The sequence below is a fragment of the Dehalococcoides mccartyi CG5 genome, from assembly GCF_000830885.1.
Taxonomy (GTDB): Bacteria; Chloroflexota; Dehalococcoidia; order Dehalococcoidales; family Dehalococcoidaceae; genus Dehalococcoides; species Dehalococcoides mccartyi_B.
The window spans coordinates 1,005,018-1,027,170 of sequence record NZ_CP006951.1; the positions used below are offsets into that span (position 1 = coordinate 1,005,018).

At 46.1% G+C, this 22,153-nt stretch carries 26 protein-coding genes and 1 tRNA gene; 10 read left to right on the forward strand and 17 right to left on the reverse strand.

Features of this window, described 5'->3' with window-relative positions; genetic code table 11:
* Positions 1-339 precede the first annotated feature (339 nt).
* Positions 340-2,169, forward strand: a complete 1,830-nt coding sequence (gene typA, locus X794_RS05310) for a translational GTPase TypA (protein ID WP_011309656.1) — start codon at positions 340-342, stop codon at positions 2,167-2,169.
* Between the two features lie 217 nt (positions 2,170-2,386).
* Here typA and X794_RS05315 read toward each other — a convergent pair whose 3' ends face one another.
* The 4 genes from X794_RS05315 to X794_RS05330 form a co-directional block, all read right to left on the reverse strand.
* Entirely contained in the window at positions 2,387-3,793 is a 1,407-nt protein-coding gene (locus X794_RS05315; RefSeq protein WP_011309657.1) for an MFS transporter, read from the reverse strand.
* A 67-nt stretch (positions 3,794-3,860) separates the two neighbouring features.
* On the reverse strand, positions 3,861-4,298 hold the full coding sequence (locus tag X794_RS05320; RefSeq protein ID WP_012034082.1) for a universal stress protein: 438 nt from the start codon (positions 4,296-4,298) through the stop codon (positions 3,861-3,863).
* A 510-nt stretch (positions 4,299-4,808) separates the two neighbouring features.
* Positions 4,809-5,456: a DUF502 domain-containing protein gene (locus X794_RS05325; RefSeq protein ID WP_011309659.1), complete on the reverse strand. Its 648-nt coding sequence runs from the start codon at positions 5,454-5,456 to the stop codon at positions 4,809-4,811.
* 160 nt (positions 5,457-5,616) lie between these two features.
* Positions 5,617-6,021: a fasciclin domain-containing protein gene (locus X794_RS05330; protein WP_034376312.1), complete on the reverse strand. Its 405-nt coding sequence runs from the start codon at positions 6,019-6,021 to the stop codon at positions 5,617-5,619.
* A gap of 230 nt (positions 6,022-6,251) precedes the next feature.
* Between X794_RS05330 and X794_RS05335 the strand changes: the two genes are divergently transcribed.
* Entirely contained in the window at positions 6,252-6,815 is a 564-nt protein-coding gene (locus tag X794_RS05335; protein WP_011309661.1) for a glycosyltransferase, read from the forward strand.
* A gap of 64 nt (positions 6,816-6,879) precedes the next feature.
* Here the strand turns inward: X794_RS05335 and X794_RS05340 are convergent, their stop codons facing one another.
* Complete coding sequence (locus X794_RS05340; protein WP_011309662.1) at positions 6,880-7,227, reverse strand: hypothetical protein; 348 nt, start codon at positions 7,225-7,227, stop codon at positions 6,880-6,882.
* Between the two features lie 195 nt (positions 7,228-7,422).
* Here X794_RS05340 and X794_RS05345 point away from each other — a divergent pair, with 195 nt between their 5' ends.
* Positions 7,423-7,878 carry a hypothetical protein gene (locus X794_RS05345; RefSeq protein WP_015407890.1) on the forward strand — a complete coding sequence of 152 codons (456 nt, stop codon included), beginning with the start codon at positions 7,423-7,425 and terminating at the stop codon, positions 7,876-7,878.
* Between the two features lie 191 nt (positions 7,879-8,069).
* The gene (locus X794_RS05350) at positions 8,070-8,258 is read left to right on the forward strand and encodes an HVO_2922 family protein (protein WP_011309664.1); all 189 of its coding nucleotides are present in this window, start codon (positions 8,070-8,072) and stop codon (positions 8,256-8,258) included.
* A gap of 93 nt (positions 8,259-8,351) precedes the next feature.
* Here the strand turns inward: X794_RS05350 and X794_RS05355 are convergent, their stop codons facing one another.
* The 7 genes from X794_RS05355 to X794_RS05385 all read right to left on the reverse strand — a co-directional run bounded on the left by X794_RS05355 (position 8,352) and on the right by X794_RS05385 (position 14,807).
* Positions 8,352-9,179, reverse strand: coding sequence for an alpha/beta fold hydrolase (locus tag X794_RS05355; RefSeq protein WP_011309665.1), 828 nt, complete (start codon positions 9,177-9,179; stop codon positions 8,352-8,354).
* Entirely contained in the window at positions 9,169-10,542 is a 1,374-nt protein-coding gene (locus X794_RS05360) for a replication-associated recombination protein A (protein ID WP_011309666.1), read from the reverse strand. The genes X794_RS05355 and X794_RS05360 overlap by 11 nt, the downstream gene beginning before the upstream one ends.
* Positions 10,514-11,062 carry a hypothetical protein gene (locus X794_RS05365; RefSeq protein WP_011309667.1) on the reverse strand — a complete coding sequence of 183 codons (549 nt, stop codon included), beginning with the start codon at positions 11,060-11,062 and terminating at the stop codon, positions 10,514-10,516. The genes X794_RS05360 and X794_RS05365 overlap by 29 nt, the downstream gene beginning before the upstream one ends.
* 13 nt (positions 11,063-11,075) lie before the next feature.
* Positions 11,076-11,351, reverse strand: a complete 276-nt coding sequence (locus X794_RS05370; protein WP_011309668.1) for a hypothetical protein — start codon at positions 11,349-11,351, stop codon at positions 11,076-11,078.
* Positions 11,352-11,471: 120 nt separating this feature from the next.
* A complete protein-coding gene (gene amrB / locus X794_RS05375; RefSeq protein WP_034376307.1) occupies positions 11,472-12,788 on the reverse strand; it encodes an AmmeMemoRadiSam system protein B in 1,317 nt (438 codons plus the stop codon).
* Positions 12,788-13,825 (reverse strand): AmmeMemoRadiSam system radical SAM enzyme, encoded by a 1,038-nt coding sequence (amrS, locus tag X794_RS05380; protein WP_011309670.1) that lies wholly within the window; start codon positions 13,823-13,825, stop codon positions 12,788-12,790. Before amrS ends, amrB begins: the two co-directional genes overlap by 1 nt.
* Before the next feature lie 73 nt (positions 13,826-13,898).
* Positions 13,899-14,807 carry an EamA family transporter gene (locus X794_RS05385; RefSeq protein WP_011309671.1) on the reverse strand — a complete coding sequence of 303 codons (909 nt, stop codon included), beginning with the start codon at positions 14,805-14,807 and terminating at the stop codon, positions 13,899-13,901.
* A gap of 222 nt (positions 14,808-15,029) precedes the next feature.
* Between X794_RS05385 and X794_RS05390 the strand changes: the two genes are divergently transcribed.
* A tRNA-Met gene (locus X794_RS05390) sits at positions 15,030-15,104 on the forward strand.
* A gap of 62 nt (positions 15,105-15,166) precedes the next feature.
* A complete protein-coding gene (locus X794_RS05395; protein WP_011309672.1) occupies positions 15,167-15,391 on the forward strand; it encodes a hypothetical protein in 225 nt (74 codons plus the stop codon).
* A 91-nt stretch (positions 15,392-15,482) separates the two neighbouring features.
* Here X794_RS05395 and X794_RS05400 read toward each other — a convergent pair whose 3' ends face one another.
* The gene (locus tag X794_RS05400; RefSeq protein WP_011309673.1) at positions 15,483-15,974 is read right to left on the reverse strand and encodes a YajQ family cyclic di-GMP-binding protein; all 492 of its coding nucleotides are present in this window, start codon (positions 15,972-15,974) and stop codon (positions 15,483-15,485) included.
* A gap of 159 nt (positions 15,975-16,133) precedes the next feature.
* Between X794_RS05400 and X794_RS05405 the strand changes: the two genes are divergently transcribed.
* Positions 16,134-16,589, forward strand: coding sequence for a YcxB family protein (locus tag X794_RS05405; RefSeq protein WP_011309674.1), 456 nt, complete (start codon positions 16,134-16,136; stop codon positions 16,587-16,589).
* A 95-nt stretch (positions 16,590-16,684) separates the two neighbouring features.
* Positions 16,685-17,188: a hypothetical protein gene (locus X794_RS05410; protein ID WP_012984460.1), complete on the forward strand. Its 504-nt coding sequence runs from the start codon at positions 16,685-16,687 to the stop codon at positions 17,186-17,188.
* Positions 17,189-17,640: 452 nt separating this feature from the next.
* Here X794_RS05410 and X794_RS05415 read toward each other — a convergent pair whose 3' ends face one another.
* Positions 17,641-18,372 carry an AAA family ATPase gene (locus X794_RS05415; protein ID WP_011309676.1) on the reverse strand — a complete coding sequence of 244 codons (732 nt, stop codon included), beginning with the start codon at positions 18,370-18,372 and terminating at the stop codon, positions 17,641-17,643.
* Between the two features lie 146 nt (positions 18,373-18,518).
* Between X794_RS05415 and X794_RS05420 the strand changes: the two genes are divergently transcribed.
* Positions 18,519-19,067 (forward strand): flavodoxin family protein, encoded by a 549-nt coding sequence (locus X794_RS05420; RefSeq protein WP_011309677.1) that lies wholly within the window; start codon positions 18,519-18,521, stop codon positions 19,065-19,067.
* Here X794_RS05420 and X794_RS05425 read toward each other — a convergent pair.
* Together X794_RS05425 and X794_RS05430 are read right to left on the reverse strand one after the other, a co-directional pair.
* The gene (locus tag X794_RS05425) at positions 19,058-19,861 is read right to left on the reverse strand and encodes a GNAT family N-acetyltransferase (protein ID WP_011309678.1); all 804 of its coding nucleotides are present in this window, start codon (positions 19,859-19,861) and stop codon (positions 19,058-19,060) included. The two genes, X794_RS05420 and X794_RS05425, sit on opposite strands and share 10 nt — an antisense overlap.
* Before the next feature lie 288 nt (positions 19,862-20,149).
* Positions 20,150-20,371: a hypothetical protein gene (locus X794_RS05430; RefSeq protein WP_011309680.1), complete on the reverse strand. Its 222-nt coding sequence runs from the start codon at positions 20,369-20,371 to the stop codon at positions 20,150-20,152.
* A 251-nt stretch (positions 20,372-20,622) separates the two neighbouring features.
* Here X794_RS05430 and coaE point away from each other — a divergent pair, with 251 nt between their 5' ends.
* Positions 20,623-21,219 carry a dephospho-CoA kinase gene (gene coaE / locus X794_RS05435; RefSeq protein WP_011309681.1) on the forward strand — a complete coding sequence of 199 codons (597 nt, stop codon included), beginning with the start codon at positions 20,623-20,625 and terminating at the stop codon, positions 21,217-21,219.
* Here coaE and X794_RS05440 read toward each other — a convergent pair.
* Entirely contained in the window at positions 21,194-22,102 is a 909-nt protein-coding gene (locus X794_RS05440) for an NAD-dependent epimerase/dehydratase family protein (RefSeq protein ID WP_011309682.1), read from the reverse strand. The genes coaE and X794_RS05440 overlap by 26 nt on opposite strands.
* Positions 22,103-22,153 lie beyond the last annotated feature (51 nt).

Consider the following 22,153-nt stretch of genomic DNA (forward strand, 5'->3'; position numbering starts at 1 on the left):
ATAGTTGGCTAGATTTGCGGTCATCCAAAGTGAAGGGTTAACCGATGAGACAACCTGTGTTCTAAACCACCAGAAGTAATTATACAATTGTGCATTACTATTTACAAATGCCAATTCGCCTTTTTTGCCATATTTTCCTAAAAAGAGTAAAATATTTTTTTAGATAGTGAATAAAAAAGTAGTAAAGACAAACTTGAACAACATTTTTACCCATATTCCCTACGGCTTGCGCCAGCGTTACCGACTGGTCTCTTCCGTTTAGTTCCCGCTTTTTCATTTTTTTGTGATTTGCAGGGCGAAGTGTGCCCTTGTATCCAGGCTATTTTCAGGAGAAAGATTTTGGAAAACTACCAGAGAACCGACATTCGTAATATTGCTATTATTGCCCACGTAGACCACGGCAAAACCAGCCTGGTAGACGTGATGCTTAAACAAAGCCGCATTTTCCGTGAGAACCAGCATGTGGGCGAACTGATTATGGACCGCAACACTCTGGAACGGGAAAAAGGCATTACTATTCTGGCTAAAAACACGGCTATCACCTACCGCGGAGTAAAAATAAATATTATAGATACTCCCGGACATGCTGACTTTTCGGGTGAAGTTGAGCGGGTGCTGAATATGGCTGACGGCTGTCTTTTGGTGATTGACAGCATTGACGGCCCCATGCCCCAAACCCGTTTTGTACTTAAGGAAGCCATGCAGAAAAAACTGAAGCCTATCGTAGTTATAAACAAGATTGACCGCGAAAATTCACGCCCCGAAGTAGTGCTTGGACTGGTACAGGACTTGTTTCTGGAACTGGCCACTACTGAAGAACAGCTGGATTTCCCGGTGGTTTATACCTCTGCCCGCGAGGGTTATGCCGTTAACACCCCCGGCACCAAGAATACTGATTTGGTACCCCTGTTTGAGTGCATACTTTCCAAAATCCCCCCGCCCAGCATTGCCCAGGGTGAATTCCAGATGCTGATTTCCAACCTGGATTATGATACCCATAAAGGCAGGATAGCTATCGGACGCATTCAACGGGGCAAAATATGCTCCCGTGACCGGATAGTTAATATAGACTCCCAAAATAAGGCTCATTCTTTTGAAGTAGGTCAGGTATTTACCTTTATGGGACTTGGCAAGCAGGAAGTTGAATGTGCCGAGGCGGGTGAAATTGTGGCCATTACCGGTCTGGAAAATGCATCTATAGGTGATACCGTTACCAGCCCGCTCCAGCCTGAAGCCCTGCCCCGTATTGAGATAGGTGAACCCACAGTCAGAATGACTTTCGGGGTAAATACCTCCCCTTTCGGCGGGCGGGACGGCAAATTCTGTACTTCACGCCAGCTTCGGGAAAGACTTTACCGTGAGCTTGAGACTAATATCGGACTGAGAGTGGAAGAAACCGATTCCCCGGACTCGTTTTTGATTTCCGGACGGGGTGAACTGCATCTGTCCATACTGGTAGAAACCATGCGCCGTGAAGGATATGAATTTGAAATATCCAAACCGGAGGCCATTACCAAGACTATTGACGGCAAAATCTATGAACCGGTGGAAGCTTTGACTATAGATGTCCGCGAGGATTTTGTAGGTGAGGTTACCGAACTTCTGGGTAAGCGGCAGGCACGCATGACTGACATGCATAATGACGGCGAAGGAAACGTAAGGCTGGAATACAATATCCCCACCCGCGGTCTTATCGGCTTCCGCAACTCGTTCCTGACGGCTACCAGAGGCACAGGCGTACTTAACAGCCAGTTTCTGGAGTTTCAACCCTGGTGCGGCGAAATAGAACAAAGCCGAACCGGCGCACTTGTAGCGGCTGAAGCAGGATTATCCTGCACTTACGGCCTGAGCAATTCGCAGGAACGGGGTATAATAATGATAGATGCCAATATACCCGTTTATGAAGGCATGATTGTCGGACTGCATGCCAGAGGCCTTGACTTGGCTGTGAATGTCTGCAAGCAGAAGAAAATGACCAATATCCGTTCCTCAACCTCGGATATTGCCATCAAACTGGTGCCACCCCTCAAACTTAGCCTTGAGCAATCTATGGATTTCATCGCTGATGACGAACTGGTTGAGATAACCCCCAAGGGTATCCGCCTGCGCAAGAAGATACTCAATACCGACCTGCGGCTTCGGGCACGCAAACGCACTGACAACAATTAAACAGAATTCTGCCGGATGTTATCAAGGAGGCAATTTAAAAATTGCCTCCTTTTTTATAGCGGGATTAAATCTACACAGTATATTTGGCCGTTCCATATAATCCGGCTGGTTTTCTTTTATCTCCTAAAACCAGCCGCCCCTCTTTCGAGAGGCGGCTGTCATTTACCCGGCTTATACTGTCAAATCTTAGAGAGTACTAACTACTTCTTGGAAGGTGTTATCTATCCAGTGCCCGTTTATCAGCCTCGTGTTTAACCGAGATTGAAGTGGAAGCGTCAGATATATCCACCTTGTTGGTCTCCTTAATAAGCAGGAAACCCACTACCAAACAGATGCCTGCAATAGCCATAGGCCACCACAGTCCGGCGAAGTCATTGCCTGTGGCATTGATAAGTATCAAGCCTATCATAGGCACTAAACCACCGAAGACACCGTTACCTATATGGTAAGGGAGAGACATGGATGTGTAACGTATCTTGGTGGGGAATAACTCCACCAGGAAGGCGGCAATAGGCCCGTAGACCATGGTTACATAAATCACCTGGATAAATACCAAGAGACCCAGTATAACAGGGTTGTAGCCTATATAAGCAAACAGGAAGTGCTGTCCGGGGTCAGTAGGCGCAAATGCCGCCATCAGACCATAAATCGGATAGTAAGTCAGCACTGCCAGCAGCATACCGGAAAGCATTACCTTTTTTCGTCCTATTCGGTCTGAAAGAGACCCGAAGAAGACAAAGAAAGGCATTGACAGTAGCAAAGCTGCACCGACTATAAGATTAGAATCAATTAGCGGGGTGTTAAAGATTTTTTGGAGATAGAACAGGGCATAGAACTGACCTGTGTACCAGACCACACCCTGACCCATGGTAGCCCCGAACAGGGCTATTAAAACCCAGCGCAGGTTATAAGGATTGGCAAAACTTTCCTTGAGCGGGTTTTTTGAAACAGCCTTGGTATCCTTGAGTTGCTGGAACAGAGGTGATTCCTTTAAGGCTCTGCGTATCCAGAGTGACAGGATTACCAGCAATATGGAAGCCATGAAAGGCAGACGCCAGCCCCATTCGTTGAAGTCTGCTTCTCCCAGACTTATACGGGTGATTAAGATGACACCCAGAGAAATAAGCAAACCAAAGGTTGCTGTAGTCTGAATCCAGCTGGTATAGAAACCGCGTTTCCCCTGAGGAGCATGCTCAGCCACAAATGTAGCCGCGCCGCCGTACTGGCCACCCAAAGCCAGACCCTGAAGAATACGCATTGTTATAAGGATAATGCCGGCCCAGGCGCCCAGCACGTCCTGGGTGGGTAACAAACCGATGAGGAAGGTGCATGAGCCCATGATGGTAATAGTAATAAGATAAGTAAATTTGCGGCCAACCAGATCACCTATCCGGCCGAAAACTATAGCGCCGAACGGGCGAACCAGAAAACCGACGGCAAACGTGCCCAGCCAAGCGATAATATCGCCAATGGGAGTGCCGGTATTATAGAACTTGCTGGCTAGAGTAGTAGCCAAAGCACCGAAGATGTAAAAGTCGTACCATTCTATAACCGTCCCGGCAGAGGAGGCAAATATTACCTTCCATATGCCTTTGGGAGTGGGGGGGCTAGATGTTTGCATCATATGTCCCTCCTAATAGCTCTTATAATTTATTTGTTAACTCTGTGCTTCACCGCTTAATATATTTGAATTATTCGTTTGAGCGGATAAGCATAATGGGAATATGGGAATGACGGACAACCCGTTCGGCTACGCTTCCCAGTAACCAGCGGGCAGCACCACTCCGTCCATGTGTGGACATAGCAATTACGTCCACCTTCTCTTCCTCTGCAACACTTAGTATGACTTCAGCCGCTCCGCCTTCCCTTAGCAGAACCCTGACATCATACCCTTCGCCTTTGAGTTTGTTTTCGACACGAACCATATATTCTTTGCCGGAGTCTACTTGTTCGTTTACCGAAATAGCGGCAATGGCAGGGTCTGAAAATGCAAATTCAACCGCAGGGTTAGACACCACATTTAAAAGCAGGATCTGGCTACCCTCTGAAAAGGCTAAAGCCTTGGCATGAGGTAATACTCCTTCAGCAGCCTTTGAACCGTCTAACGGAACCAGGATTTTCTTGTACATTCATTACCTCCTGATAATTACTGGTCTTACATGTGCCTAATGGAAAAGACCTGCTTTTAGCGGTTTCTAAGCCTGATTGGATTTAACATACCCCTTGCCGTTTATATCCGTTTAAACCATAAAACGAGAGAAAACTACTCCCCTTCTATTTGTCGGAAATCTTCGGCAAACCAGAAATACAATACCAATCAGTCAAGTGCTGTGATTACAGCAGTCAGAGGTACCCTGCGCGTACTAAAAAATTATCAGTACCCGCAGAATAGAATAAAAGAAAAGTTGCTCATGCTTTCCGACCTCCTTAAGATTTACTCAGACAGTTAAAGGATAACTATGCCGGGGTAAATTCGGGAACCTTCTCCTATTGGAGAACTAGGGAAGCAGAGAAATAAGAAGTGTCAACAGAATAACCTAATTCAATAAATAATGTCAAATTTAGCCCCTCAAAAGGCTCAAATAAGCCATTTTATAGCTAATATATCTGTGAAGTTGTCACACAGGGAAGCTTACTGTCTATAAAAAGGCGGTTTCTTCAGGGGCTTTTTTAGCCACAAAACTCTCGGGGGCAACAATGCCGCTTGAGATAAGCATTTTTATAGCCACTTCTACCGGTATATCCGTACGCATCAGCTTTTCGTCAGGAACCAGTTCCAGATAACCGCTGGTGGGATTGGGGACATTAGGTATAAATACCAGATTGTATTCCTGCCCGTCTTCTTTGTTTACAACCCTATTGGTTATAAAACCCATAGCTTTTAGACCCGGCTTGGGAAACTCCAGTATAACTACCTCGCGAAAAGATGCTTTTTTCAGGCCGGACACACTCTCAAGTACCTGTTTAACCCCTTTTTGAATTTGCCCGAAGATGGGCAGGCGATAGGCTAAATTTTCGAAAGTCTTTACCACCCGATGCCCCAGATAATTACTGAGAATAATGCCAACTATGAGTACCAGTAGAATAGTGAAAGCCACCCCCAGCCCCACAATCTCTTGGCCAAATATACCGGATACTACGGGCTGGAGAATATTATCAATGGACTGAAACAGCCAAATGAGCACCAGTATTGAAGCGCCTACCGGCACTACAATAAGAATACCGGCTAAAAACCTGCTCCGCAGATATTTGAGAATACTGGTCCAAATATTTTGGTTTTCAGGCATTTATTTCTCTCCGAAACAACTGACATACAAACCGGATTATACCATTTAAAGCGAGCATGCCAGACAAACAAGGACGGCAGTCACCCCCTCCGGATTAACTGCCGTCCGTTCTACCTCAAACCGGGTTACGTATGCACCCGGTAAGGTCCGAACAACTATATTATTTGGGCGGAAGTAACACTTTGTCAATAACATGTATCAAACCATTTGTGGCTTCCAAATTTTTGGTGATAACATGAGAGGTATTTAATGCCAGCATTTTGCCAGAAACCTGAATCTCCACCGGTTTATCCAGAGCGGTATTGGTGGAGTACAGTTTAGTCAGCTCTTCAACTGTATGGCGGCCAGGTATTAGGTGGTAAAGCAGTATAGATTTCAATTCAGATTCATTTTCCATCAGGTAATCCAGCATGCCGTCAGGCATTTTGGCAAAAGCGTCGTTATCCGGTGCCAGTATGGTAAAAGGCCCGCCCCGGAGGGTGCCTATAAGACCAGTTTGGGTAACTGCTTTGCACAAGATGGAAAGGTTTATATTTCCAAATGCGGTATCAACCAAATCCAGCATAAATCCCTCCTTCCCTGCTATTTACTCCATTACTATCAGTTTAAATACCTTATCGCCAAAAAGTAAATACCTCCCTGACAGTTAATATATTTTTTATTATGTAAGTAATTTTCATTCAGAAAACACCTTGTTTGAAGGTACTTTACATCAACACTCAGCGGTCATAGCCTTTATTATTTGGAGCTAAAGTGAGAAAATATGGCGTTTAGAAAAAGACTGGAGTAAAGAACTTGGATAACAAGACAAAACTGAAACTCTGCCTGCTGGCTAATGCGTCTGATGAATCAAACTTAAAATGGGCAAATTCCTTTGCCAGACGCGGTCATGAGGTGCATATATTCAGCTATGACCAAATAAAAGACGGGATTGAACTGGCGAAAGGAATCAAGTTTCACCATCTGGTATTTCCGGTCAAATACCCATTTACTTACCTTACTTTTTTCCAAGCCCAGATTTCACTTATGCTTCTTAAGCCGGATATCATTCATGCGATAAATATGTCCGACTACGGGATACTGGCCGGGCTGGTCTGCCGCATAGGCCGCTTAAATCCCATAACCCTGACAGCCGTAGGGAATGATATACTGCATGATTCCCATACCGCCCATGGCTGGGCCATAAAGCATGTGCTGCCGCTTTCAAAAGTGGTCACCTGTGATACTGATGAAATAGCTTTGGACATGGTGAAACTGGGTATGAAGGAAGACCATATCTTCCTGATGTCACGCAGCGGCGAACTGGATTTATCCCGCTTGGAAGCTACCTACCTTGCCATGAGAAAAACCCGAAGCTGATTCCTCTGCCTGCAAAAAGGGTGGCAGTAATACTGCCACCCTTTGCTAAATACCCTTTAGGGTGCTATTTGACAGAATCTTTGAAATCAAGCCCAAGGTGAAAACCCTTGTTCTTTTCTTCGTAACCTTTGACACCCAGCAATTTTTCAAGCCAGAGCTTGGTTTCCACATAAGTTTCCTGAGCAATTTCATGGCGGGGCTGGCTGAAGGTGCCGGTCGCTTTTTTCGCGGCATGCATTTCCTTCAGTTTGGCTTCGATCTGAGCCAGCCATTTAGATTTGTCAGGCGCAGTTTCCGGATTAAATTTTTCTCCGTTTTTCAGATGAAAAGCATCAATGTACATACCGGTTGCTACCTTTGAATAGTTTTCATTTAAAACGTAGCGAGTAGCTTCTCCCAATGTGAGTTCCATTTATCCTCCTAGAAATCTTTGTATTAAATAACAGCCGCCGGATGGCAACTCTATGATACCGCAGAAAAAACATCTATAATCTAATAAAAGGGTCACCGCCTGGCAGTCAGTTACCGCCTTTTAAACGTTATATTATATGCCATATAATGCAATCTCTCAAGACATAAATAAAATATCGCCCAAAGGAATACTGCTATGACTGATATAATACAACTTATGGCTAAGAATGAAACAATGATAGGCCAGCTTTACCGGCTGTATGCCAACCGCTTTCCGGAAGAAAAAACCTTCTTTCTTGGTATTGCCTCTGAAGAAGACAACCACCATGCCTGGATTGAAAATATATCCAAGCAAGCTACCGAACTACAATCCACGCTTAAATTAGACACCTTTACCCCTTCAGCCGTTAAGGCTTACCAAAACTACCTGATGCAGGAAATGCAACCGGAGAGAATACGCCAGTTGAACCTTCATCAAGCACTCAGTATCAGCCTTTATATTGAAAAATCCCTGCTGGAAAAACATTTTCTGGAAATATTCAAAAACGGCGATCCAAAACTAGAATATGTAACCAATTCGCTGGTTACGGCCACACTTGAACATGCCCAACGGGTACAGGCCAAATTGAATGAAATCACTCAGAAGGATTAGCCCGTAAAATACTTATACCCGAAACTGTTTAGTCACCAGCCAAACTATGGTTCAACCCGAAAATATATATGCCGTTCCGATTAGAGGTTACTTAGCTGCAATTGACCCAAAAATAAGTATTTACACTTATTGTATATGCAAATGGATATTTGCCTATAATGGGTTAAATAAACAGCTCTGAGGAGGCATATATGGCGTCCAAATTTGAACTTTTCAAAGACAAAAAGGGCGAGTTCCGCTGGAGATTGGTAGCCAGCAACGGGCAAACAATTGCTGATTCGGGTGAAGGGTACACCACCCATGCCAATGCAATCAACGGTATTGAATCCGTTAAGAAAAATGCACCTGTGGCCGCGATTGTAGACCTTAGCCAGACATAAATCTCAGCCAAAACACCTTATAAAAAGCAAGTGGCGGGATATAACCCGCCACTTATATTAATGTTGATATATTCTGCAAATCCGGGCAGAAACTTAGAGACCGTTTTGCTGCAAAAACTCCCTAAGCAAGTTGTTAAACACAGCCGGTTTTTCCAGAGCCGGCAGATGCCCGGCCTGTTTTATTTCCTGAAAAGACGCCCGCGGAATTGACTTGCTAAAACGTTCTCCAATGGTATGCATATCAGGAACATCATGTTCCCCCACCAGCACCAGTGCAGGTATTTTTAGGCTCAGATAATCTTCGGATTGAGGGCGTTTAAGCCTCTGCTCCCGCTTGCCGCCAACTACCGCCAAATAGTTTTCTTCCAGCATTTTTTTACACAAACGATATAGTGTTTTGTCTATATCCGCACTTGTCCTGCCGGTACCCGCCAGCCAAATCTGGAGGTAAAGTTCTATAGCTTTAGATTTTTGACCAAGTGAAATCAGCTCATCCAACTGGCGGTCAAGGTCCAGAAATTTTTCGTCTGTATTGCGATACCCGCGCATGCAAGCGTCTACCAATACCAGTCCGGTAACCATATCCGGGTGGAGAAGAGCCAAATCCAGCGCATAAGTACCCCCCACCGAGTTGCCCACCAGCACAACTTTGTCTATACGCAAAAGATGCAGCAACTCCAGCACGTCACGGTAATAGTTGAAAATATCATCGGTAATAACACTCTGCCCGTAACCGCGCATATCCGGTGCAATTACGTGATAGTCTTTGGCAAATTCGGTCAGCTGGTTATACCAGGAACGGCTGTCTGTAATGCCGGCATGCATAAAGACCAGCACCGGGCCGGTACCTGCTTCCCTGTAGGATAAATCTACTCCCGGCAGGCGGGCAATTTGAGGTGCGAATTCGTTTTCAGCTGTCATCTTGGTTTTCTCCTGTACTTGCTTCAGCTTTGGCATTCCCCCACCAGGCACGCAGCCTGTTTAATATATTCAGTTCATAACCTATTTTACCCGGAGTATAAAAACGGTGGTCTTTGATAACTTCCGGCAGGTTCTGCTGTTTCACAAAGTGGTTCTGGTAATCATGGGCATATTTATAATCTTTGCCGTAACCCAAATCTTTCATCAGACCTGTAGGAGCATTACGAAGGTGAAGGGGCACGTCAGCCTGAGGGTTACGGGCTATTTCCTTCTGAACGTTAGTATAGGCTACATATACCGAGTTGCTCTTTGGAGCACCTGCCAGATAAATAACCGCTTCAGCCAGTGCCAGTTTGCCTTCAGGCATACCCAGAAAATGAACTGCCTGCTGGGCGGCCATGGCTATCACCAGCCCCTGCGGGTCAGCCAGACCCACATCTTCGGTAGCAAAACGGATTACCCTGCGGGCAATATACAGGGGGTCTTCTCCCACTTCCAGCATCCTGCCCAGCCAATATATAGCCGCATCCGGGTCAGAACCCCTCATGGTTTTATGCAGGGCTGAAATCAGGTCGTAGTGCTGTTCACCGCTTTTATCATAACGCAGACTTTTTTTCTGGGCGGCATCCTCAACCTGAGGCAAACCAACTACCCGCCAACCGTCTTTGTCCGGCAAAGTCGTCATAACCGCCAGTTCCAGTATATTTAAAGCTATACGGGCATCACCCTGTGCAAAACTGCTTATATGCTTTTCTGCTTCCTCAAGCAATCTGGCATGGTAGTTGCCCAAACCATTTTCGCCTTCCAAAGACCGCTTCAAGATAACCGATATCTCTTTTTCGGAAAGAGAATTTAGAACATACACTTGGGCACGGGAGAGAAGAGCGGAATTTACCTCAAACGAAGGATTTTCGGTAGTAGCACCTATTAGCACCACTGTGCCATCTTCCACGTACGGTAAAATGGCATCCTGCTGAGACTTGTTGAAGCGGTGGATTTCATCTATAAAGAGGATAGTCCGCCTGTGGTAAAGTTTCAGGCGTTCACGCGCTTCCTCTACTACCCGCCTCAAATCAGCCACTCCAGCAGAAACAGCGCTGAGAGCTGAAAAATGGGCATCCAGACTGTGGGCAATTATATTAGCCAGAGTAGTTTTGCCTGAACCCGGCGGTCCCCAAAAAATAAGCGAAGGTATTTTGTCACTCTCCAGCGAAAGTCTGAGGGCACGCCCTTCACCTATCAGGTGGCTTTGCCCGACAAATTCCGCTAAAGTTTCCGGACGCATTCTGGCAGCCAGCGGAGACTGGCTTTTCTTTAGTTTTTCAGCCCCGGCATCAAAAAGATCCATAATTCTTTCCGGCATGTTTACTGGCTATCAAAAGCACCTCGTGCGGATATTTAGTGGATATAACCAGTTTGCGGTACTTGCTGTTTACCAGATTTATGGAAACAGTGGGTGTTTGGGGAATGATGCAAACCAGTATCCGCCCCTTTTTATCTCTGGTCATACGCACACCATAGCCGCCGTAAAAATCACGATTGCGTCCGTTTATTTCAGCAGATTCCACATCCAGCCAGGGGAAAAAACGCTTGAAATAACCGAAACGTATAAATATGCCTTCGTCGGAAAGGCTGATAAACATTTTGCGCATATTGTAAACCAGCAGCGTGACACAAAACATAGTAATAGCCATAAGCATTACCAGCCAGTAAGGCACTCTATCTTCAGGAGTGGGCGGATTAATGGCAAAATACCCCAGCAGGGATACTACCGCCAAACCTACGGCCGCCTCTATAATAGCCATAATCTCCATAACCTTGAAACGCAATTCTTCTGAATATATTTCACTGGCATAAAGAAGCCGGTTATCTACCTTTGACATAAGTCTCCTATTATCAGGGTATCCAGATACTCTGGGCGGTGATTATATCTGCCATACCGGGCAGTACCAGCGGAGCGGCTGACTTGGTGTAAAAAGCCAGCCCCTTGAAACTGGTCAGATACTGGTGGCCGGAAGCCGGCCACCCGGATTTGGCGGTAACTATAAGCGGGTCTTTTACCCGGTTAAGCAAGGCCAAAAACTCCTGTGGTTCAAGGCGGACTATAACCCCTGAGGCTTTGGTGGCCTGAGCAATGGCCGCATATGCCCCGGCACCGTTTCCGTATGCCATTTCAATCTGCCTCCAGTGTTTACTGCTAAATTCAAGAAAAAACTAAAAGAAATTGTACCATAAAGATAGGCCGATTTACCTGCCTGACCCATCCGTATACACACCTGTGTTGTAAAGCCGTCAGTGGTATCTTTTCACTTCAAAGCGATAAAGTTTTACCGGTGCATCAGCCGTTATGCCTGCCTTCTGGCGGCAGATGGATATCTGCTCTGACGGGGTGTCAACTCCCTCCAAATCAGGCAATAACAGCCCCCGCAGATGTCCGCTTTCCACTATTACCCCGTACTTTTTGGCATCCAGACTATTTGTATCTTCCACTGGCTGGGGCGGGGTGAGCACATCAACACTGTAACTGAGAAGCGGCAATTCCCACTCAGCCACGGGTTCAAAACGGGGGTCTCTAGCGGCAGAACTTACCGCGTTTGAGACAATCTCATCTGCAATATTATCAAAATGAGCTTCGAAAGTACCTATGCACCCCCGAAGTTCACCCAGTTTCTTGAGGGAAACAAATACACCGGCTTCTCCGGAAAGTTCAGCGGATATTTCGGCTGAAGGGGTAATAACCTTTTTCTCTCTGACAAAAGTCTCCACCGCCGCTCTGGCCAGTGCTACCTGGGGGGATTCTTCAGTTTGCTCAACAACCAGCCCGGCATACCCCACTACCTGGTCCAGATGATGGGTGACATCACCGCTGGTCTGGTAAGCCACCACTCTGGCCCGCTTAGCCCCCATTTCCTTTACGGCCGTAAGCATGGCCGCTACCGGGGCATAACCGCACATAGTTATGTGGTTTTGCTGTATCCTTTCCAGCATTTCAGCGGCATCCAGCTTGATAATAGCATCCAGCGCCAAACTGTCTTTCAGGTGGGCATCTGACTGAGACTCATAATGGGTCATATCTGAAGATGCAATTATTATAGCTTCACGCCCGGTTTCCCTGAGGGCACTGGCAATGCCATACCCTATATCCGCCAGCGTTTCAGACTTGCCGAAGGAAACAGTAATAGGCACAATCTTGATATCAGGCTTGAAATACTGGAGCATAGGTATCTGTACCTCTATGGAATGTTCATACTGGTGGGCGGACGGGTCGGCCTTTATATGGCGGCAGTATTTCATAATGGAGTGTGCCAGCGGAGAGTCTATTTCCACCTCTCCCATGGGGGTCTGCCAAATGCCTGAAGCCATAATGGCATATTCCGCCCCTATGCCCGTATGGCTGGGGCCAAGTATGATAGCGGTTTCAGGCAGGTCTAAACGGGAGCCTACCGCCATGGCGACTCCCCCTGAATACGGATAGCCGGCATGGGGCATAACCGCACCCAAATACCGTTCCTTAGCAATCCCTTTCACTTCCATAGGGGTTATAACCGAACGGATTTTTTCTTTGCTGGCCGGATAATAACGTCCTGCCGCAGACGCTTGTCTTAACATTATTCACCTTCCGTCGGGGAGGAAAGCCGGATATAAAGCTTTGACCGGCAGTGCCGGCAATGATCATTATCCAATCCGCATATTTCAGTATCATAACCATGGCGGCGGATAAGTACCTGCCCGCATTTGGGGCAGCAGGTAGTCTCGCTTTTGTGTCCGGGCACATTCCCCATATATACATATTTCAGCCCTTCCCCCTGACCTATTTCCACTGCTTTTTCCAGTGTCTCAAAAGGCGTTGGAGGAACATCCAGCATATCCCGGCAGGGATAAAAACGGGTGACGTGCCAGGGAGTAAGCTCTCCCAGACGGGTTTTTATCCAGCGGGCTATCCCGGTAAGCTGTTCAGGGTCATCATTATAGGTGGGAATAATATTTGTTACCACTTCCACGTGCATGCCCCACTGGGACTTGGCCCTTTCGGTGGTAGCCAGTATCTTTTCCCAATGCTGGATTTTGGATAGCTTTTTATAGGTATCCGCCTTGAAACCCTTTATATCCACCCTGAAAGCGTCCATATACGGGCCAATAGTATCCAGCGCATCCGCGGTCATATAACCATTGGTTACATATACCGTATAAAGCCCGTTATTTTTGGCTAAACGGGCACAATCCAGCGTATATTCAAACCAAACCGTAGGTTCATTATAAGTAAAGGCGATACCCTGGCAGTGGTGTTCTCTGGCCATGCTTACAGCCTGTTCGGGCAGAAGGGTTCGGGAGCTGAACAGTCTTTCGTAAGTATCAGGACAGGCAATCTCCCAGTTTTGGCAACCGGTACAATGAAAGTTGCATCCCCAGCTGCCCAGTGAAAATACCTGACTGCCGGGATAGAAATGATAAAGCGGTTTTTTCTCTATGGGATCTACCGCCACCGAGGAGGTACGCCCGTAATTCAGACTAAAAAGAGAACCGTTTATATTTTGATAAACCTGACAAACACCCAAGTGATTGGGATTTATACGGCAATTCCACTGGCAGGTATGACAGCGGATTACTCCGTTTGGCATCTTTTGGTAGAGCAGAGCTTCGTGCATAATTGATCCTCGGGTAGATTATAACACCCCACCCTGAGAAAAAATACAGCTTTAAGGTTAGCCTGAACAAGAGTTAACTGAAAAGGTTCATGACCGCAATGCCGCTCACAGTTAAAATCACCCCGCCTATCTGAAGTATCCGCAGCCTTCTACCCGCAGGCCATTCCAGCAGAAAACCCGGTATCAGGCGTACCAATAGGAAGGCGTACACTAGCACAAACAAGGGGCGGGCACTGGAAATAGCCGACACCAACGAAATAGGGCCATGCTGGATAGACCAGAGCAGAAGCAGCATACCCCCAAACAGAACAAGCTCATCCAATATTATCAGTAAGTAACAGAGTATCGGCTTTGTAATCCCTTTAAGTTCGGTAAAAACACTCCTGCGGAAAGATACCGCCAGCAGAACAATGGCTAAACATATACTGCTCACCCAGTAACCGTTCCAGAAGGTAATCACATCCAGCACGTGTTTATTGATAATGTCAGACCCGGATATAAGCAACCCGGCCAATATGAGCAAACCCGTAGTTTTGCCAAGGAAGAACGACCCGCCACTGCCGTTTCTTCGGGCGGAAACCAGTATTATACCCCCCACTACCGCCAATATGGCCAGCCACCTAAGTAAACCTATGCTTTCTCCCAGCAAAGGCACTGCCATAAGGCTTACAAAAATGGGGTAAGAATAATATATGGGTATCACCCGCGAAACTTCTTCAGTCTTCAAAGCAAACAGCATTATGTAAACAGAACAAGCCCGCAGAGCACCGGCCGCAAAAGCCAGCGCGATAATATCAGGGGGAGTACCTTCGGCAAAAGGGAACATGAAAGACAGCGGGATGTTGTAGCTCATCATCAGAAGCCCTACCGGCAGGATAAAGGCTTTTAGACTGGGAAATCTTTTTTGGAGAAGATGCCCGTCCAGAATATTCACCATGCTCAAAAGAGCAGTGGCCAGTAGAGCTGCAAAAAACCAAGACATATCTAAACGTCTTAGTCTACACTATACCTGTATTTTTTTAAATGCCTCAAAACCCATCACTATATAATCCCTAACCAAGCTATCCGCCGTCAAATAATTCAGCAATTTCCCCAAGCCCGCCCATACTTTTCCGGTGGCTGTCAGACCGGCTAAACTGAGGTGATACCCTTTATTGCGTTTGACTTTGCGGAGTATTGTTACTATACTATCTGAGCATATTGACGCGGGGTGGAGCAGTGGTAGCTCGTCGGGCTCATAACCCGAAGGCCATAGGTTCGAATCCTATCCCCGCTACCAATTCTAAAGCTAAAAAGCCTTCCGAAAGAATACCGGGGGGCTTTTTCTATGGGAGGAGAGAAATGCTTAAAATAAGCGGAACCAAAAAAGAAGTGGCATACCTTACCATAAACTACAAAGACGGCACCAGAGAAACCCTGGATGACTATGCACTGGTGGGACTAAGCGGCGAAACCTGGTTTAGCCTGCTCCATGCCGAACTGTCTGAAGATGATATGGTGGAACTGAATAACCACATAGCTGACCTTACCTATAAAATAAGGGATTTTCTGGACAAGAAAAAGTAAGCTTTCAACTCAAATATCCCCCGAAATACTCCTCTTTAAACAATAAAGCCCGCCTTAAAAGCGGGCTTTTCTTGATTAGGGATATAGAACTTCAGCGTTTCATATTTACATATTGCAGGGGCACGTCAAAGTCCTGTTCACTAAGAAGACGCATTATCTCCTGCAGGTCATCTATCTGCTTGCCGGTTATGCGTATCTGTTCGCCCTGAATGGCAGAGTCCAGCTTAAGCTTGGTAGACTTGATGAACTTGGTTATTTTGGAAGCAGTCTCTTTGGTTAGACCGTCTTTTATTTTGATTTCGGTTTTGGCGGCACCCAGTGAGACGGTATGAGAATCTGCAATATCCAGACACTTGCTGTCCAGCTTGAAGCGGACACACTGCTGAATCAGGGTTTCAATAACAGCCTTCAGCTTAAACTCATCTTCGGCAACTATCTCTATGGCCTTGTCTTTGCGGTTCAGTTCCAGTTCGTATTTGGAGTTTTTAAAATCATAACGGTTGCCAAGGTCACGCTTGGCATTATTTACGGCGTTATCCATGGCTTGCATGTCTACCGTGCTTACCACATCTAGAGACGGCATATATCCTCCCCTTCCAGCTTGTCCTATATTACTTCATTTTAGCACGTACAAGATTAAAATTCTGCAAATAAAAGATACTGAAGATATTGTTATTTCAGGATATCAGGGTAATAATATGCCAATATACCCTTGCCGCTGATAGATAAGGAGTAAAAAACATTGATACAAATTGAATACGCACTGGACAAAAAACACCTGCGTACTTATCTGATTGAAAAACTAAAAATCTGGGGCATAGTTGTTTTGAGTTTAGCGATAGTAGCTATTGGTATGAATATTTGGCAGGGAGAACCTCAATACACCGAAATTATACTTGGTGCCTTGGTTTTCTTAATTATCTACATTTATGCCATATATATTTTTATGCTCAAAAGAGCAATGAAAAATTCCGGCGCTACTGAAAAAATGATCTTTGAAGAAGATGGAATTCATCATACTTCCGCCACCGGTTCAGGGATAATAAACTGGACAGCCTTTAAAAAATGGAGAAAACAAAAACATTTTTATTATTTAAAAATAAATGCCTTAATAACATTCCCTATCCCAGTGGATAGCATACCCGCTGAAAACCGCACTGAATTTGAAACCCTGCTCAGGCGGAAAATAGGCAAATAGAAGGGCTTGTCAAGAGTTTTTAAATATTTTTGTTGCCATATGGGTTTTGGGGTGGTTACAATAACCCTAAGACTAAGAATAAAGGCGGCAAAACCATGAAAACCAAAACCCTGAGCCTTATCCTGAGCCTGATATGCCTTTTCACTCTGATTACCGGATGTGACGGTATAGGACTGGAGGATATCCACCTGAATCTGGGGGGTGATGATTCCAATACCGATGATACTACCCAAGAGATTAGATGCCAGCTGACACTTCAAACCAGAGTAGTCACAGTAACAGGGGCTTATGTTTACCCTGTTATGGTTATATTCATGACAGATGTGCTGGATGCCGGCGGCAGCAATGTATATTTCCATGACCGCCAGATTAAGTATACAGACTCCAAGGGTTATATCAGCTTCACCGCACCCTCATTCAACCTGCCACCGGACAGATATGCGATAATTACAGTCTATGTTCAACAGGGAGATGAAGAAGGCTTTACAGCAACTACTGCGTCCATGTCATTCACATATGCTGAAATTTCCCAACATGGCACTTTGCGCAGCGGCGGCCTGATTACCTATGCCAAGTTCATGACAGTCATAAAGGGGTAACACCAGTCTAAAACAAAAAAAGAGGTCTTCACACCTCTTTAAAATATATGCTGGTCCTGCCGCTAGCCCGATTACGCTCAGGGCTCCGCCCACGGGAGGGGACCTGGATGATAATTAAGCCGTTCGGCGCCTCAACCGACAGCACCCTGATTTCCCCCGGCAGGACCAACCACGTATATCAATTTTTAAACTTTCAGGGGATTTAAGCTACCCTGAATCAAGATTGATAAATTATGACAGAATTATTCTGTTTTGGCAATACTATTTATCGTTTTATTGCCAAGTCAAATTTTATCTTGGCTTTTAAGGCCATCCATCCCAAATTCATATTAGCCCAAATGCGTTTCCGGCCTGTTGTCTTTTAGATTTTATCAGAACACCCCAGACAAACCGCCTTAATCCAATTGCCCACCCCCGCAGGTCAGGTATTAAGTTAAACCCCGAACAGATTTTTAATCTATATTATTGTCAGCAGCCAAGAAAGACTCCGGGTTATTCAGGAAATCACGGTAGATGCGGTAGTACTGGGTATCGTAATACCCTATTGGGGAAACAGGTGCGGTATCAAACGTGTATATGGAAGCACCCGGACAGGCCAGCAGGATAGGCGAATGGCTGACAATAATAAACTGGTTATGGTCAGAACTTGACGCCTGACTCAGAAGTTTTAACAGCATGAGTTGGCTTTTGGGTGACAGGGCAGTTTCGGGCTCGTCCATAAAATACAGACCCCTCACCTTGTAACGGGATTCAAAATATTTCATCAAAGACTGCCCATGGGAACGGTTGGTAAGGGAATCCCCTCCAAAGTATTTCAGAATATCCGGCGAAGCCGCCGCCCATTCATCCAGAAAACGGGTAAAGTCTTGAAAGGTGCGCGAATCAAAAAATGAGCCCTTAACCCCGCCCTGAGGCAAGCCAAGCTCCAGATAGTCTGACAAACAGTCTGCATAGGGGTTATTATCCAGTGTCAGGCGGCTGGTATCCTCCCAGATATGTACCCCGGCCTTGCGGCAGATAGCCCTGAGCAAAGTAGATTTGCCGCTGCCGTTTTCCCCGATGAAAAAGGTGACCGATTTGTCCAAAACTATCTGAGGGGTCTTATGCAATACGTCCAGATTAAAGGGGTAAACACCGGTATCCGGAAATCTGTCAGACCTGATTTTTACGTTATCCAGAAACATGGGCCAAGCCTCGTTTCCTTAAAATGATTTCTGCCATTGTATGACTGCGGGATAAAGCTGTCAACGTATAAGTCTCAAATAATACTGGACATACACATACGGAAAATGGTATTAAATAGCATCTTCAAAGCTGAAACAGGTACGAAATGAATACTAAGATAAAGATAGTTTTAATAAGCGGTTCACCCCGAAAGGGCAACACCGAATATATACTGGAAAGTTTATCCAAACTGCTTAAAAAAGCCGGGGCAGATACCTGTCTGATACTGCTCAGAAAGTGCAATATCTGCTTCTGTACGGGCTGTCTGGCCTGCGAAACACGCACGAAAAGCCAACAGGGTATCTGCAAACAGAAAGACGATATGCCCGAACTGCTGGAACAACTGAAACAGGCGGATACAATAGTACTGGGCACGCCGGTCTATTTTGAGATGCTTAGCGGGCTGACGAAAAACTTCATAGACCGCACCTGCCCCGTCTGGCCAAGCCTGCAAGGCAAAAAAATGGGCGGAGTAGCGGTGGCTGAGGAAGGCATAGGCCAAGCTCTGCTGAACCTGAAACAATACGCCGAGGTCTGCCATATGAAATACCTCGGCAGTTTGGAACTGCTGGCCAAAACACCTAAAGAAGCCAGCCGGAATACCTCGCTGCCGGAAAAGCTTACGGCTTTTACTGATTTGTTGCTTCAGGGCTGAAGCAGGAGCGTCCGGCTGTAAGCCATTTCAAAACCCGCCCGGCGGGCATTACGCTCTGATGAATTGCCCGGTGCAGATACAAATATCATTTGGCGGACACCCATTTTGCGGGCTATTTTCATGCGGTGCTGGATAAGGGCAGTTTGAACCCCCCGGCGGCGGAAATCCGGCAAAGTGGCATCTCCCCCTAATTCAGCCATATGCCCCCGAACATACAATACCCCACCCCCGGCCGGTTTGCCGTCCAGATAGGCCAGATAGGCCGAAGAATTACGGCTATGGTAATTTGGCTCGCAGATAGACTGCATGGACATCAAATCTGACTCTGCAGAGGAGAAACCGTGGCTAACCACCTCCAGCCAGGTAAGATAGTTATTTTTGTTTACCGGCCAGATAACTATACCCGGCGGCTCTTTTATCTCAAGTTGAAAACTGCTGACCTCATGTACCAGTACACTGTCAAACTGATAAACCGTGTACCCCCGCTTGCCCAGCATATAAACCATATTTTCTTCTACCAGCGGGCATACATCCAGCATGGCTTTAAGACCATGTACGGCATAAAATTCCTCTATGCCAGGCAGGTCTTCCTCAAGCAGGGCTTCTTTCAACCCCAGACACATCACCCGGTTTACCGGTGATTCAGCCCCGTCATATATCAGAAATGCCCCTTTAAACTCCCTGACGCAACTGTCTGCATCAGGGTGCAAACGAACTCTGGCCGCAACATAATCAACCCTTCGGTGAGCTTGAAGCTCTTCCAGAGAAGCCGCCAAAGATAAAGTCAGATTCATATACCTATTACTTTACCCGTTCAGCCCTGTTTCCACAATAATCAGGCAGAAATATTCCCGTTATTTCCCATAATCAGTTCGGGAGACGGATATATGAAGGTGCAACTCGGGATACTGCCAATCTCACCCAAGCAGCGGCAGGCAGGGAAAGAAATCGTATTTAAGCACGACTATCTGCCCAAAAAACTCCTTGCCTTTCAGACAGGTGCCGGTTTGGACAGAAGCAAACCAAAGACAGCCAGTCACCCCTGCATATACAGATAACAAGAGAATCAGATTTAGAGCCTGTCAGGAAGCCTTTTTAGCCAGCGGCAATTCAGGATTGTCTTCGGTAACGGCTGACTCCAGTTTGCGAAGTATGCCGAATAGTATTTTCTCCCTGGCGTGCAGGGCTTTTTTATAGGTATCTGTTTCGGTATGGATTATCTCCACCCGAAGCTCACCGATATAGTTTTTAAGTATTCCTGCCAGCATCTCCCTTTCAGGCATGGTCAAATTTTTGGTCTTCATAAATCACCTCCCGGTGGCAAATTCACCATTCATTGAGGAAGTGCCAACCTTCTTCAATATCCCATAGGGGCTTAAACCCCACAATTAGTATGCATACGTATTTACAGATAAAGAGTGTCTTAGTTTTGAGGGCAGATACTTAGACAAAGAGCGGATAGCCTTTGAAACAGAGAAATCTATTTCAGGTATCTGAAAGTATTTCAGTCAGGAATTTACTTGACCTGATTTTTTTAAAAGACTAGACTAATTCAATGAAAATTGTAGGCATTACCGGTGGTATCGGCAGTGGCAAGACTACAGTTTGCCGTTATTTAAAAGAACTTGGGGTAAATATCATTGACGCCGACGAGATTGGCCACCGCGTACTGCAGAATAAGGGTATCCGTACCAAGATAACAGATGTATTCGGCAACGAGGTAATGAACCCTGACGGAAATATCAACCGCAAGATACTGGGTGAGTTGGTTTTCGGTTATCCCGAAAGACTGGAACGCCTGAACAAAATTACCCACCCCTTGATAGAACAAGCTATTTCTTCCCTGCTGGAAGAGTACCGCCAAAAAGGCATAAAATCAGTCGCCATTGAAGCCCCTTTACTGGTGGAAGCAGGCTGGCTAAAGCTGGTAAACGAAGTCTGGCTTATTACCGCCCCCAAAGAAAGCATCTTCAAGCGGCTGCATAGCCGCATGGGACTAAGCCGTGAACAGGCTATAGCCCGAATTCAGTCACAAGCCACCGACAATGAACGCCTCAAATATGCCAGCGTTGTAGTAAACAACAACTGCCGTTTTGAAGACCTGAAAGCCTGCGTTCAGCTACTGGCTAAGGAACGGCTGGAGCTGGCTTAAGGTAATCAAGCCCTTCTGAAAGAGGTTTGGGGTCAAAGCCAAATTCTCTCTTTACAGCATCCTCAACAGTTATATTGTCTACTGACAGGGCTTTCAATTCCGGCATGGTAATAGGCGGGTTAGAACTTGCACGTTCCATCAGCCAAACCAGCGGACGCATTAACCCCACAGGTACATGCAAACGGGGCTTTTTTATCCGCATAGCCTGCATCACGGCTGAAAGTACCTGATCATAGGTAAATATCTGAGGTCCGCCAATCTGTACGCTCTGGTGTATTTTTTCACCCTCCAGCATTTTCAACAGGCAGCTAACTACGTCCTCCACCCAAATAGGCTGAAGGCGGGTTTTTCCGTTTCCGGCTACCGGGGCAATAAACGGATAGGGTTTGAACGAACGAATAAGGGCATTTATAAATCCTGCCCCCGGCCCGAACATAACCGAAGGCTTTAAGATACTGTAACCCAGACCCGAATGCCTGACAGCTTCTTCAGCCAGATATTTGGAATGGAGATAAGTAAAACGGGGATCCGCACTGGCACCCAGTATACCCATATGAATAAATCTTTTTACCCCGTTTTCGGTAGCGGCCGCCAGTATATTTTTTGTGCCCTCTATATTTACCTCTGCAAAGGTGGCATTTTTATTTTCACGAAGTATTGCCACCAGATGAATTATGGCAAAAACATCTTTCAGACTATCCATCAGCACCGGCAAGTCATTAACCGTACCATAAACAAACTCCACTCCGGGAGTTTTTACCCGGTTGGCCTCAGTTTCATTCATAACCAACAGACGAATTTTAAAGCCGTTTTCAGCCAGTCTGGGCAATAAATGCCTCCCCACAAACCCACTGCCTCCAGTGACAAAAACCCTGTTAGTCATTTTGCCCCTCCTTCGCCTGATACTTTGAGTATAACTCCACACGCCAACAGA